The sequence below is a fragment of the Psychrobacillus antarcticus genome (assembly GCF_029533155.1).
Taxonomy (GTDB): domain Bacteria; phylum Bacillota; class Bacilli; order Bacillales_A; family Planococcaceae; genus Psychrobacillus; species Psychrobacillus antarcticus.
Map to the genome: position 1 here is coordinate 43,395 of NZ_JAIZDB010000025.1, position 14,066 is coordinate 57,460.

13 protein-coding genes, 1 pseudogene and 1 other annotated feature (1 of these 15 only partly in view) are annotated in these 14,066 nt (G+C 35.6%); of the genes and pseudogenes, 9 read left to right on the forward strand and 5 right to left on the reverse strand.

Annotated features, from left to right (window positions below; genetic code table 11):
* Positions 1 to 112, forward strand: a binding site (T-box leader) (it extends 149 nt beyond the left edge of the window).
* 57 nt (positions 113 to 169) lie between these two features.
* Positions 170 to 1,813, forward strand: a complete 1,644-nt coding sequence (gene metG, locus LDK52_RS14205; RefSeq protein ID WP_277586617.1) for a methionine--tRNA ligase — start codon at positions 170 to 172, stop codon at positions 1,811 to 1,813.
* 53 nt (positions 1,814 to 1,866) lie between these two features.
* On the opposite strand, the gene LDK52_RS14210 is transcribed toward metG, so the two are convergent.
* The 3 genes from LDK52_RS14210 to LDK52_RS14220 are packed head-to-tail and all read right to left on the reverse strand — an operon-like array spanning position 1,867 to position 4,950.
* Entirely contained in the window at positions 1,867 to 3,435 is a 1,569-nt protein-coding gene (locus LDK52_RS14210; protein ID WP_277586618.1) for a YndJ family protein, read from the reverse strand.
* Complete coding sequence (locus LDK52_RS14215; RefSeq protein ID WP_277586619.1) at positions 3,425 to 4,036, reverse strand: DUF4166 domain-containing protein; 612 nt, start codon at positions 4,034 to 4,036, stop codon at positions 3,425 to 3,427. Before LDK52_RS14215 ends, LDK52_RS14210 begins: the two co-directional genes overlap by 11 nt.
* An 11-nt stretch (positions 4,037 to 4,047) precedes the next feature.
* A complete protein-coding gene (locus tag LDK52_RS14220) occupies positions 4,048 to 4,950 on the reverse strand; it encodes a DoxX-like family protein (RefSeq protein WP_277586620.1) in 903 nt (300 codons plus the stop codon).
* A gap of 661 nt (positions 4,951 to 5,611) precedes the next feature.
* On the opposite strand from LDK52_RS14220, the gene LDK52_RS14225 reads away from it, so the two are divergent.
* The 4 genes from LDK52_RS14225 (at position 5,612) to mntR (ending at position 8,722) form a co-directional block, all read left to right on the forward strand.
* The gene (locus tag LDK52_RS14225; protein WP_277586621.1) at positions 5,612 to 6,355 is read left to right on the forward strand and encodes a metal ABC transporter ATP-binding protein; all 744 of its coding nucleotides are present in this window, start codon (positions 5,612 to 5,614) and stop codon (positions 6,353 to 6,355) included.
* The gene (locus tag LDK52_RS14230; protein WP_277586622.1) at positions 6,352 to 7,215 is read left to right on the forward strand and encodes a metal ABC transporter permease; all 864 of its coding nucleotides are present in this window, start codon (positions 6,352 to 6,354) and stop codon (positions 7,213 to 7,215) included. Before LDK52_RS14225 ends, LDK52_RS14230 begins: the two co-directional genes overlap by 4 nt.
* Before the next feature lie 22 nt (positions 7,216 to 7,237).
* Positions 7,238 to 8,173, forward strand: coding sequence for a metal ABC transporter substrate-binding protein (locus LDK52_RS14235; RefSeq protein ID WP_277586623.1), 936 nt, complete (start codon positions 7,238 to 7,240; stop codon positions 8,171 to 8,173).
* Positions 8,174 to 8,311: 138 nt separating this feature from the next.
* Positions 8,312 to 8,722 (forward strand): transcriptional regulator MntR, encoded by a 411-nt coding sequence (gene mntR, locus LDK52_RS14240; protein WP_277586624.1) that lies wholly within the window; start codon positions 8,312 to 8,314, stop codon positions 8,720 to 8,722.
* A gap of 783 nt (positions 8,723 to 9,505) precedes the next feature.
* Here mntR and LDK52_RS14245 read toward each other — a convergent pair.
* Positions 9,506 to 10,333, reverse strand: coding sequence for an SDR family oxidoreductase (locus LDK52_RS14245; RefSeq protein WP_277586625.1), 828 nt, complete (start codon positions 10,331 to 10,333; stop codon positions 9,506 to 9,508).
* 99 nt (positions 10,334 to 10,432) lie between these two features.
* Between LDK52_RS14245 and LDK52_RS14250 the strand changes: the two genes are divergently transcribed.
* From LDK52_RS14250 to LDK52_RS14260, 3 genes are all read left to right on the forward strand, one after another.
* Positions 10,433 to 10,942: a TetR/AcrR family transcriptional regulator gene (locus tag LDK52_RS14250; protein WP_277586626.1), complete on the forward strand. Its 510-nt coding sequence runs from the start codon at positions 10,433 to 10,435 to the stop codon at positions 10,940 to 10,942.
* A gap of 90 nt (positions 10,943 to 11,032) precedes the next feature.
* On the forward strand, positions 11,033 to 11,335 hold the full coding sequence (locus tag LDK52_RS14255) for a hypothetical protein (RefSeq protein ID WP_277586627.1): 303 nt from the start codon (positions 11,033 to 11,035) through the stop codon (positions 11,333 to 11,335).
* A 171-nt stretch (positions 11,336 to 11,506) separates the two neighbouring features.
* Positions 11,507 to 11,752 (forward strand): hypothetical protein, encoded by a 246-nt coding sequence (locus LDK52_RS14260; RefSeq protein ID WP_277586628.1) that lies wholly within the window; start codon positions 11,507 to 11,509, stop codon positions 11,750 to 11,752.
* A gap of 63 nt (positions 11,753 to 11,815) precedes the next feature.
* On the opposite strand, the pseudogene LDK52_RS14265 reads toward LDK52_RS14260, so the two are convergent.
* Positions 11,816 to 11,917, reverse strand: a pseudogene (locus LDK52_RS14265) (manganese catalase family protein); the annotation flags it as partial.
* 118 nt (positions 11,918 to 12,035) lie between these two features.
* Here LDK52_RS14265 and LDK52_RS14270 point away from each other — a divergent pair.
* Positions 12,036 to 14,036, forward strand: a complete 2,001-nt coding sequence (locus LDK52_RS14270) for an ABC1 kinase family protein (protein WP_277586629.1) — start codon at positions 12,036 to 12,038, stop codon at positions 14,034 to 14,036.
* Positions 14,037 to 14,066: the final 30 nt, after the last annotated feature.

A 14,066-nucleotide genomic window follows, 5' to 3' on the forward strand; every position in this document is an offset into this window, starting at 1 on the left:
TGTTATCCATGTCAAAGTATAAAGGCTTTTTGCCATGTACTTTTAGAGTCAGACGATGTGAGTCGTTTGAAAATTAAGGTGGTACCACGAGAATATAAACCTCGTCCTTATCGGGAATTTCCGATAAGGGCGAGGTTTTTTTATTTTTATAAACAGGGAGGAATAGCAAATGAGTATTTTTATAGGAGGGGCATGGCCGTATGCAAATGGATCGTTGCACTTGGGTCATATAGCGGCATTATTACCAGGGGATATACTTGCAAGGTATTTTAGACTGAAGGGAGAGGAAGTACTATATGTGTCGGGAAGTGACTGTAATGGCACTCCTATTTCTATACGGGCGAATAAGGAAGGAATTCCAGTAAAGGATGTAGCCGATAGATACCACTCTGAATTCGAGGCTTCTTTTCGGCGTTTGGGATTTTCTTATGATCTCTATACGCGAACAGACAGTGAAAATCATCATCAAGTTGTAAAGGAACTATTTTTAAAGTTGTTAAATAACGGGTTTATTTATAAAAAAGAAATAGAACAGACATACTGTGAGGAAGACAAGCAGTTTTTACCAGATAGATATGTAGAAGGTAAATGCCCAAACTGTGGTAGCAGCGCTCGTGGAGATCAATGTGATAATTGTTCCAAAATATTAGATCCACTAGATTTAATCGACCGAACGTGTAAGCTTTGTGGAAGTGAACCGACAATACGAAAAACGGAGCATTTTTATTTTGCTTTAAGTACTTTTCAAGTACAATTAGAGAAGTTTGTCCATAAAGCGAAAGTCAATGGATTATGGCGAGACAATGCCATTCAATTATCTGAGCGTTATTTAAAGGAAGGGCTATTAGATCGAGCGGCTTCTAGAGATCTATCGAATGGAGTAAGTATTCCAGTAAAAGGATATGAGGAAAAGAAAGTATATGTTTGGATAGAAGCAGTTGCAGGATATTATTCAGCAAGTAAAGAATGGGCAAAGAAATCTATGAAAGAAGATAAGCAATATTGGACTGAAGAAACCATCTCATATTATGTGCATGGAAAAGATAATATCCCATTCCACACACTAATTTGGCCAGCAATATTATTAGGGGTAAATAGCCAAGCATTACCCACACATATTATCTCCAATGAATACTTAACACTTGAGAAAAGAAAACTTTCTACAAGCCAAAATTGGGCAGTTTGGATACCGGATATTTTAGCAAGATATCACCCTGATTCCATTCGCTACTTTTTAACGATAAATGCTCCAGAAAACCGGGACACAGATTTCTCCTGGCGCGAATTCATATTCAGTCATAACTCAGAATTGCTTGGTGCATACGGAAATCTGGTGAATCGAACATTAAAATTCATTGAAAAATTTTATGAAGGAAACATACCTGTAATTAATATAGATAAAGCAATTATTAAACAAACGGAAAAATTGTATGAAGAAGTAGGTAAGCTTATAGAGAAAGGTCATTTCAAATTAGCATTAGAAACAGCATTTCTATATATTCGTAAGGGAAATAAATATTTTGATACTAAAAAACCGTGGATTCAATTAAAAGAAGAGGAGCTAGCGTGTAAAGAAACGATTGCTACGTGTGTATATATTATTGGTAACTCAGCACAAATATTATCACCATTTCTTCCCATTTCAAGCGAGGAAGTTAAAGACTATCTTCAAATTGCTAAGTTCACTTGGCAGCCAATTAGTCCAGAACCTATCCAATTACAAAAGGTTAAACCTCTATTTCAAAGAATCGATATTAGTGTAATACAAGAAGAGCTAGATAATCTAAGAAAAAATGCTGCGATACCAACATAATTCAATAAAAAAGAGTAGATTTTCATGAAATCTTATGAAAATCCACTCTAATTTTAGCCATCTTTTTTAACAATCTTATAGTCAATACTCAAAAAAGGAATGGAGAATATTTTCATTCGGTGTTTAGCATAAAGCTCTCCACTTGGTAACTCTTCTATTAAAAACTGCTCCTGAAGAGGAAGCTTACATACAGAATTTCGGAAAGATAAGTAAATTCCTGCATCAGAATTGTTACTGGTTTGACTTGTTAATAGTAGATTTTTATTATTTAGTTCTTGCAGTTCAAGTATCCCAATCATGGTGGAGAAAGGGAGTGGCAACGCAATATTCATATAAGTTTTGTCTCCATTTTTGTGTAAGGAATATAAGGCGACAAAAATGACGTCGGATTCTATTTTACGAAGCCATGCTCTTGTCTGAAAACGCCCATCCTTAACAGCAATAATATCTCCAGTCATCTCCATTTGTTTAGAAGAATAGGGTAAATTCAACTGCTGAATATGTTGACTAATCAATCCATAGATAGCAGCAAATGGTTTAAACCATGTATGCCATTGTACTTCAGAAAACAATTGATACTGTTTCGTATTTTCATAGAAGTCGATAATAGCTGGTTGAACATTTTCTTTATTAATATAAACGTCCAAATTATCTACAAGTCCATTATAGGTTTCAATCGCTTTGTAGGGCTCCAGTATTTGTTCACCAATAACAAATTTTCCGCGAATATAGCTAATCGGAAAATTCCACTTCACATTAGGGGAAGGGGGTGTCCAAATCGACCAACCGATCACACCAACTAATCCAAATAACAAACAATTTAAAACGCCATGAAACTTCAACATAAACTCAATACTCACATGAAATAAACCAAGAGCATTTCCGACTGCATATAGTAAAGAGAAAATAATTGTCATTCCTATCGCACAGAATGAGACCAAAACTAGAATCTTTTGTAAAATACCTTTAAATGAGATTTTACATGCAATAACGATAAAGCCATAAATACCAATAATATATAAAAGGACAGATACTAATTCAAGCCAAGGAGAGAATGTTATCCCCGCTGCCACTACTAATGGCGAGACCAAAATTATCGAAGTAAAAAATGGGTAACTCTTAGGTTTATACAGTCTACCAGCAAACCCTATGAAAATAGGTAGTAGAAAAGAAGAGTAGTGGAAATGGATTGCTGTAAGCCAAGTTAACATAGGGGAAAAGCCAGTATCAATCCCAACTTCAAACGCAAAAAACCAAATTCCTCCCATGAATAAATACATTAAGCCTACATCTATTGAAAACTCTTCTAAATGAGCAAATCCTCTTTGTATAAAATGAACAAACCCATATATCGCAACAGCAAGTGTAAATAGTAAGTAAATGAAAGCTAGTGCAATGTCCAGGCTAGTTTCATTTGTTGTTTGTAGGACAATAACAGAAATAATAGCGGGAACGACAAAATAATACAGTCGAAGTTTTACTTGTAAAATAAGCTGTAAAGTTAGTGGGACAAGTAGAATCTGTGCTATTGAGAGCATTAGGAAGTACCAAGGGTTCACAGTAAAAAATACAGTTATCGCAAATAATATAATATGTATACCAAAAAGCAACTTATAGGTCATCAGATCGGAATTCCCCCTTATATTCAAATAAAGTACCGATCAACGGGTTCGTAATCAATACATGAATAGAAAATGCTTCATTTTCTTCCATATAGCCTTCTTTGACAAAGACATTACCTTGAAACCATTTTGGAATAGGGATTTCATATTTTCCTAACACAATTCGTTGCTTTTGAGATTCAATTTTTAAATGCCCATTACTCGTAACTTCAAAAGTTAGCTCAGAGTAAAATAAGCTAGGTTCACCTAGGTAGTCCTTCACTAACTGCTTGTCTTTATCCAAGGACATAAGCGCATTGAAATCCCGTAGAATATTGGGGAAATAAAATCTTCTTTCCCAATGAACTTGTTGTTCGCCATTAAGACCAATTTGTTGTTTATTGATAATATGAAAAGGTATATTATTGCCATGTTCAGGAAACAAAAAATTTCTTCGTGTAGCAAATACCTTAAATGGATATAACCATTTGGGACCACTAGTTATTTTATGCATTACTCCATTTGCTTTGAAGATCTTGCCCTCTACAAACCCATATCTTTTTTGAAGCATGGGGTGCATGTTGTTAAATTGTTCTCCTAGAATTACTTTATAAATGGACATGTCTAAGCTCCTTACCTTACGCGTTTACAGCTTTTAGCTGTTGGGATATCTTTACTCGATAATAAGCCAGCAATCGTTAAGACGATTAAAGATAAGTTAAATGTGATCGGATTGAATGGATGTGTTAGCACCGAATAATCCGCAGTTATTGCGAGAATGGTTAGCAATGGAAGTAATACTAACTGCAACTTTAGTAAGCTCCTCTTATTTTGATAAACAATCCATATAAAGCCGAAAATAATCTCTAGAATACCTATGGTTGCGACCATAATACTAGCCTCGCTAAGCTCGAGAGGAATTATTGCACTTGTCAAAGCAATTTCCTCCGGATGCATCATGATTAATTTGGGAACCAATCCTTGATATATCCAAACGAAAACGAATAAGAGTGTAATGATCCAATGTGTAAAAAATCTACTATATTGAGCTGATGGGGTATCTCCTTTTTCGAGCCATCTTTTTAACACATCGAAGCTTAGTGCAGTGGCCCAACCCATTAAAGGTCTGAAAACGATTTTATCGATCAGCTTACCTAAAGTGCCAAATTGCACATCATAATCGTATTGAGTGAAAAATTTAGTAGTATTATGTTCAGGAATATACTTCCAATAACCTTTTCCTTCTTTAATGGGAGATAGAGGATGATTCGTTCCAAAATGTAGAGAGGATGTTCTTGATTCATCCTTTGCATGAAATGTACCTACACTTTTTCCCCAGCCTGCTATAGCTAAACCAAAACCTATATTTGTTTTATATTCAAATAGTTGGGCTTCATTTTCTTCTTTTGGCAAGTAAGTAATAGAAGAAAAACGTAAATCCCATTGCTCATGCAAGGTGGGATTCTGAGAAGCCTCCCATACACGTTCTATATCTTCGTCAATACTAATCTCTACATATATTGGTTTATTTTTCATTATTGCACCCCTCTTGAGAATACCATAATGGACTTGTTATTTGCCTATATGTCTGAAATATCCAAATCTACTAATAAAAAAACACTTTTCACTAATAAAAGTGAAAAGTGCTTGCGTTTAATCGTTCGCATTATCGTCCCCACATGCTCCTAGTAAAAGTAAAGATAATACTTTTAAAGTAAGTTTTAAAAACTAAAAAAGCAATGGGTAGTACAACTTAAAAACATTGAAAAATAAAAAGTTGGATAGAAACTAAACTATAGGGAGGTACGTATACTCGAAAATAAAAGACCCGGACTTGCAAAATATAATTGCAATCTGCTATTATATAATTATTCCAATAGTATCTCTAGGAAAAATCAGTATGCTTAATAACTGAGAAGATGATCATTTTTTTAAAAAAGTGTATTTATTTTTTAAATATCAGTATGGAGGAACTAATACGAAGTGAGCTTCATATACTTTAAAGACAATATCGTATTTTTTAGACATAGGTAGCTTATAGTTTGCTTTTTTTTACTTAAAAAGTTTCCTTAGGGAAAAAATATTGCGCAAGGGATAGTTTGTGCGTTTATTATTTTGAATAATGGTGTATATCTCTAAAGAAAATTGCCCTTGTGCAAATTTAGGGCATTAATTATTAGCATAGGAGGGGTTATTTGTGAAGACAGCCATTGCTGTAAAAGAATTATATGTTTCCTACTACGGTAGTGAGGCTTTGAAAAATGTCAGTTTCACAGTTGAAGAAGGAAAATTAGTAGGAATAATTGGACCAAATGGTGCTGGGAAGTCGACATTATTAAAAGCGTTATTAAATCTTATTCAAAAGGAAAAAGGGGAGGTTGCAATTCTAGGTAAGACGATTAAGGAAATGAGGACAAAAGTAGCTTATGTTCCACAACGAAGCAGCATTGACTGGGATTTTCCCATTACTGTTTTTGATACGGTGCTACTCGGCACATATCCAAACTTAGGTGTATTTAAACGCCCGAAGAAAGTAGACAAAGCATTTGCATATGAATGTTTGGAAAAAGTAGGAATGACAGAATTTTACAATCGGCAAATTGGAGAACTCTCTGGAGGGCAACAACAAAGAGTATTTCTTGCAAGAGCATTGGCGCAAAAGCCTGAAATCTATTTACTTGATGAACCATTTGTTGGTGTCGATGTTACGAGTGAAGAAACGATCATTTCGATATTGAAGCAACTTCGTGATATTGGAAAAACCGTCGTTGTCGTTCATCATGATTTAAGTAAAGCCACTGATTATTTCAATGAACTAATCCTTTTGAACAAAGAACTCATTGACTTCGGAGTAGTTGAGAAAGTTATTCGACCAGAAGTACTAGATAAGGCGTATAACAATCAATTTTCCTCTTTGACAAATCTAGAGGTGAAGGCATGATAAATTTCATTAATGCCCTTATGTATTATGGATTTTTACAAAAAGCATTGACTACCTCCATTATGGTTGGGATTATTTGCGGGGTGATCGGTTGTTTCATTATTTTGAGAGGAATGGCTCTGATGGGGGATGCGATTTCTCATGCCGTGCTACCAGGCGTTGCATTGTCCTACATGCTCGGGATTAACTTCTTTTTTGGAGCGGTATTAACCGGGGTGCTGACCTCACTTGGTATTGGTTTTATAAGTCAGAACAGCCGGATAAAAAACGATGTTTCAATTGGAATTATGTTCACCGCTGCATTTGCTTCGGGGATTATTATGATTACACTTATGAAAAGTAGTACGGATTTGTATCATATTTTATTCGGAAACGTGCTTGCAGTTCGAGCATCGGAAATGTGGTCAACATTGTTTATCGGAATATTTGTTCTAGTATGCGTTTATGCCTTTTACAAAGAACTTCTCGTTAGTTCGTTCGATTCAACTATGGCTGCGGCATATGGGTTACCAACAAGAGTAATTCATTACTTCTTAATGACACTTTTGACACTGGTGACCGTTGCTTCCCTCCAAACAGTTGGAATTGTACTTGTGGTAGCTATGCTTATCACTCCAGCTGCGACTGCATACTTGTTGACAAATCGTCTTTGGGTCATGCTCTATCTTTCGGCAGGAATCGGCGTGTTATCATCCATATTTGGATTGTATTTCAGCTATACCTACAATTTAGCATCAGGTGCAGCAATAGTTCTTGCGGCCACAGTATTATTTATTCTTGCATTTGTATTTTCACCCAAACAAGGCTTGGTGTGGCGTGCTATTAAGAATGTTCGAAAAAGAGAAATTCTATCTCGTTAATAAAATATAATGGAGGATTTAGATGAAAATTTTTAAACTTTTAATGAGTCTTTCGTTGGTTCTTGTTATGGCGGCTTGTGGAAAAGCAGACGTAAATGCAGTGAAAGATAAAAATGATAAAATTCAAGTTATTGCCACTTACTCCATTATTTACGATATCGTGAAGAATGTTGGTGGTAATCGTGTAGAAGTTCATACATTGGCGCCAGTTGGTTCGAATCCACACGAATATGATCCACTTCCAAAGGATGTACAACTGACAACGGATGCAGATGTGGTCTTTTACAATGGGCTAAATTTAGAAGGAGGGAACTCCTGGTTTGAAAAGTTGCTGCTTACTGCAGGTAAAACGGGAATTGAGGCACCGGTATTTCGTTTAAGTGAAGGAGTAGAGCCGAAACATTTGACATCCAAGGGAAAAGAATCAGAAGAAGATCCGCATGCATGGTTAGACGTTCGAAATGGCATTAAGTATGCGGAGAATGTAAAAAATGGGTTGATAAAAGTTGACCCAGAACATGCCGATGTTTATGAAAAAAATGCGAAAGAATATATCTTGAAACTGGAGAAACTACATCAGGAGGCTGTAAAACGTTTTAGTGAAATTCCCGGGGAGCAACGATTGTTGATAACAAGCGAAGGGGCATTTAAATATTTCTCTGAAGCATATGATTTTGAAGCTGCCTACATCTGGGAAATTAACGCAGAAAACCAAGGATCACCTGAGCAAGTAAAGACCGTTGTTGATTTCATTCGTTCGAAAAAAGACCCAGTCTTATTTGTTGAAACAAGTTTAGATCCTCGTAGCATGGAAATGGTTTCTAATGAAACTGGTGTTCCGATTTACGGGAAAATTTTCACTGACTCCATTGGTAAACCAGGAGAGGACGGAGACACCTATATCAAAATGATGGAATGGAATATTGATATTATTTTAAGTGGATTAACTGGAAAATAAGCATATGAAAATATATGGATATGATTACTGTACATGGAACAAGAAGAAGTTATAAGGAACAATTCATTTATAGGTTTAATAAGAAAATCATACGATAGTCTGAAATTTTGAAGGTACTATTGTAAAGGAGGGCCTGAAGTGCCTACACCGAGCATGGAGGATTATCTGGAGGAAATTTATTTGCTCATCGAAAGTAAAGGCTACGCACGAGTATCAGATATCGCCGAGGCTATGTCGGTTAATCCTTCATCAGTCACAAAAATGGTTCAAAGACTGGATAAAGAGGGATATTTAGTCTCCGAAAAGTATAAACCCTTAATATTAACTACAAAAGGAAGCAATATGGGGAAACGTCTAGTAGACCTACACGAATTGTTAGAAAGATTTTTAAGGATTATTGGGGTTAATGAAGAAAATATATATAAGGATGTTGAAGGAATCGAGCATCATATGAGTAAGAGTTCTATAATAAAAATTGAAAATCTTGTTCAATATTTCGAAGAAGATTCCGCTAGACTTGAAGAGTTGAATAAGATTCGGAAGGAATAAATGAAGACCTTATGTAAGAAGCAATTCTGAATTTTCCTGGAGTTGTGTCTAACACAGGGAATGCTCATTAACTACTAAAATGTATTTTAACAATAAGAAAAACCAGGCAAAAAAACGCCAGGTCTTCTAAAAAGAATAATGTAGATATGAAATTGATTTCCGCTCCGAGCGGACGCGTTCCGTGGGCACGGCTTCAGCCGCTTCCCTCGCTTACGCTCAGTCCAGGGTCTTCAGCTCGCGCTGTTCCCACTGGAGACGCCGCTCTGCGCTCCAATCAATTAAATCCACTTTTTATAAACGGATAATTGGCTATAAAACCACTTAAATATACAATATAGATGTTTCATCTTAAAATATGTAAGGCTGAAAGGGACTCATATCAAAGAAAATCCACTTTCTACATTTTACGTTATAGCATAATATCTCTAATTCATCAGACTGTTTTATCCCTATATTAACTTTGATTACTATTATCGTCTGAGCGAGAGGCTATGCTAAATCTTTAAGTACAGTACTACTCACTTAATTGATTGAAGTGAAGGGTGGCGACTTCTGCGGGATGAGTGAGACAGATGAGATATCACAGCGACGCGCTAGCGACGGTGATAGCTCATCGCTCACCCCGCGAAACGCGTCCACCTGAAACGCAAATCAGTAGTATCATTCATGCATTAAAAGTCCTGTAAAACCAGTATTCATGCTGTATTTTTATATACTTTCTTATCTTTTAAAAAAATAGAGGGAGAAGAAAATTCTCCATCTACTATTAAGTAAAAGCCATTCTTATCCTTGGTTTTTTAATCCTTGTACTCTATTTAAGTTAGCAATAGTACCACCATCAACACGTAAGTCGGTACCTGTAATATATGAAGCGGCATCACTAAGTAGGAATTCAACAGCTGAAGCAATTTCTGATGCTTCACCTTCACGTCGTAAAGGTGTGATTTCTAGCATCATTTTCATCTGCTCTTGTTGAGAGGCTTCTTGACGACCCATAGGTGTATTAATAGTCCCTGGTGAAATCGATGTGATACGAGCACCTTTTTCTCCCCAAGCCCATGCTTGGTCTTCCACAATTAGAAGTACACCTAATTTTGAGAGACTATACGATGCACCTGAGTCTCCTTGTGAAAATTGTTCCATTACTTCAATTACATTATCTGCTAATGGTTGTTTTAAGATTTCTGTATAAGGACCTTGTCGAGGAGCCATGTGACCACTCATAGATGAGATACAAACTACAGAAGTACCCAAAGTTGCAAATGGAAGGAAGGCATCGAGAATAATTCCTGTACCTACTAAGTTGACTTCAGTAATTCGCTTTGAATCTGCCATTGTAGGTGATAATCCAGCCGTGTGAACAAGCCCTTTCAATGTACCTAATTGGGAAGCTTTTTCAGCTAAGGCAGCAACATTTTCTTTTGAAGTAATATCAACTGTTTGGTAGTGAACGTCTGTAATACCTTTTGCCGCTAGTTCTTCTTTCGTTTGAACCAAACGCTCTTCCGATACATCAGCTAATAATACAGTTCCTTTTTTACCAACTAGTTCAGCAGTTGCTTTACCCATTCCACCAGAACCACCTGTAATTACATAAACGTGTTTTGTCATGTTTACTTCCTCCTATGCTTGTTATACCATTATTGTAAACGCATTCGTCATCGAAATAACAAGACAGTTTCACTCAAAATGTCCAGAGGGGTGTCACAATTGAAAATAGGAAAAGAAACGATCATTGAAGCATTTTTACAGTTGTTACACGAGAAAAGTTTTGAAGAATTGTCTGTAAAAGAAATTATTCAAAAGGCAGGGTTTTCTCGCTCTACATTTTACCTGCATTTTGCAGATAAATATGAGCTAATGGAAGATGTAAGACGGAAGTTAAATGGCCGATTTTTATCATTTTATGAAAAGGACTTCAACGAGTGGGGAAAGCCAATGACACTTCACTTATGTGAACATATTTTTACATTTCGTTCTTTTTATGAATATGAGTTTGCAGATACGAATGCTATTCAAAAACTATCTAACAAACTTGCAGCACATTTACTACTAATATTCGATGACAAGGATTATGCGATATTTGCAAGCTACGGCACAACTGGATATTTAACCTTTTGGGTAAAAGATGGTTTTATCATGAGTCCTGCAGAAGCAGCTGAAAAGCTACTAAAGATTGGATTGACAAATTGGACAAACAGAATAGGCTATGAAATATAAAAGTACGATATATTGTTAATTAACTGAACTGAAATAAATGAAATTTTATTGAAATTAGTAGAATCTATAATGAACAGACGGGGATTAAAAATGAGAACTTTACTGGAGTTAATAAGAATTATTGTTTTGTATTTCATAGTGTGTAGTTTTTTGGGATATTTTTTAAATGAGATATATTTAGCTATGGGTATTAATACAGAAACCTATGGCTCGATTGGCTTTATTTCCATTTTTATTTCGTTCTTTGTTCTATATAGAAATAAATTGCAATTCAGTGGATGGTATCAGGGGAAAGGGAGAGAAAAACTACCAAAGAAAGTATCACAAATACTTATTTTAAGTTCCATCGCTATATTATTATTGCCACCAGTGTTAAAGATATTATTAGAATAAGGCAACCGTTGGATTAGAAGATTGACAATCACCATTTATTGCCCAAAGTTCTTACAAGTATGCTCTCCTAACTTTGACTTCAGTTCAAATTATTATCTTTGTTTTCATTTGTATAATATTAATAGACAAATGAATACTAAGCGGGAAGGTCAAAAGGAGAGATAGATACATATGGCACAGTGTCCTTTATGTAACTCATTAAAAGTATTAGATATAAATTGCCCAAGTTGTAATAATCAGTTAGAGGACGCGGGTAAGGTATCAGATTTTTTAGATCCGTACGGTCATTATAATGATGAAGAGACCGTAAAAATGGGAGATGGCTATCCAAACACCGCCAAAGATCAAATATGCCCACATTTAATGGTCTGTCATAATTGCCAGTATGATGTAGTGAAGTTTATACAAGAAGAGTAGCTATTAATTTTCAAACGACAAAAAAACTCAAGTAAAATATTTACTTGAGTTTTTAGTTAATCATTAAGACTGGATATCACCTAGTCCTGTGCCGTGTTCATTTGGCATTTCTGGCATTAATGGAACTGGAAAGCCAGTGGGTGGATCAGTAACTGTTAGTTCACCATTACATAATTAGCTTTATATATGAAATTAGTGAAGTTTACATTGTGAAAGAGTGGAAAGATTAATAGAATGAAAGAAAGGGAATAGAGTTAGGGTGAATGAAAGGGGCGTGCTATAGGTGATTTATGTGAAGATATTATTTCAAATTCTAATTATTTCTGGCTTCATCTTTTTTGTAAGTGGCCGTTTGATGGGTTCGCAAATTAACCTGATCAAACGACTTTTGGCAGTTTTTATAAGTGTGTTCTTTACTTCCTTTGTCTATTGGTATGCCTACTTACGTGGAACAGATTTCATGTCGGAAAGTTTTGTATACACCTTTATGGACGTCCGAACTATTGTATGGATTGGAAGTATGTTATTAATATCTATGTTACTTTACCTTTTCTTTGAACTATTTGACCCTATGGCTATTGGAGATAAGGGGCAAAGAGTATCAGGGAATAAGTCAATATGGATTCGCCTACGTAATCAATGGCGTGGTCAGAGAAGGTTGAGACAAGTGGTTCAAATTGCAATGAAAAATGGTATTTCTCGAACGATTAAATACTCTAAATTAAAAGAAAGTGAGCGTGAACTCGCTAAAGCATTAAAAGATACTTTGGAGCAATCTGGTGGTGTTTTTGTAAAGTTTGGTCAAGTTCTGTCTACAAGGAGTGATATTTTACCTGCAGCTTTCGTAAAAGAATTAGAATCACTTCAGCAACATGTTAGGCCGTTAACAAATGAACAAGTAAATTCTATTTTAGTAAAATATCTCCCCTATAAATTGGAGGACATGTTTGCTGAGTTCGATTTAACACCTATCGCCTCTGCATCAATAGGTCAAGTACATAAAGCGATTCTTCGGTCAAACAATAAAGAAGTGGTAGTGAAAATTTTACGACCTGATATAAAAGACATTATGCGAGATGATTTAAATATATTGGTAGATTTTGCTACGTGGTTCTCTGAAAAATCAGCATGGGCTGAAAAGCTTGGCTTTCGTGAGCTTGCAATAGGATTTGCGGAAAATCTAAGAGAAGAAGTTGATTTTGAAATTGAAATGCGAAATGCGCTTCAAGTAACAACAGCCTTAAAAGGTAGTTCGTATAAAGTGAAAATACCTCATATATATACTGAACTAAGTAATGATCATTTAATCGTGTTTGAATATGTTCATGGACAAAGTGTAGCAAATGGAGATACACTTTTCAGTTCGCTAGGAACAGACAGAGAACAATTTGCCAGGACTGTCTTATATTCGTTTTTTGATCAGCTACTGTATTCTGGCATTTTCCATGCGGATCCGCACCCCGGCAATATCTTTATAGATGATGTTGACGGGACTCCTATTTTCTTAGATTTTGGAGCTGTGGGCCGTTTAGCTAAACCTCAGCAGGAAGGTTTGAAGTTATTTTTATTAGGCATTCAACATAATGATTCGGATATATTATTTGATGCACTTTCTCTATTGGTGGAGGATGTAGATCATATTGAGCGTGACAAATTGGAACATGCTATGGCGCAATTATTATTAAGAATCTCTTATATTTCGCATATTCCTACCGAGGAACTGATTCTTGCATTTTTTGAAGTGGTCAATAAATTCGGGTTATCTTTCTATCCATCCGTAGGAATTGCACTAAGAGCTTTAGTCACACTCGACGGTACATTACACATGATAAAAAGTGACTTTGATATTTTTAATGAAGCAAAAGAATATTCTACTGAATATATGGCTTCGTTATGGAAAAAACCATTCAAGGAACCAAAACAGACCTTCGAACGTTTGGAAGAGGAATTTGCTTTACTTTTACCTACCATACGGAAAATACCAAGACGAGTGGATCATCTCATTCAACGAGTGGAAAGTGGAAAAATAACATTGCATCATGATATTTTTTCGGATAAGAGTAATTCCATGTTTATCACGCAATTATTTTCCCGATTCGTCTTATTAATGGTCGGCATTACCTTTGGAATAATATCGGTTGCATTATTAGCGATTGGACAATTTATAGAAGCAGAATTTGCAGTTTATATGAACACTGCTGCGTATGTTGGATTATTTTTATGTGCAGTATTACTCGTACGACTATCTATACAGGCTATACGATTATTGAAAAGTGAGAAGTAATCTTAAATAGAAAAGCACAACCCCCATTTC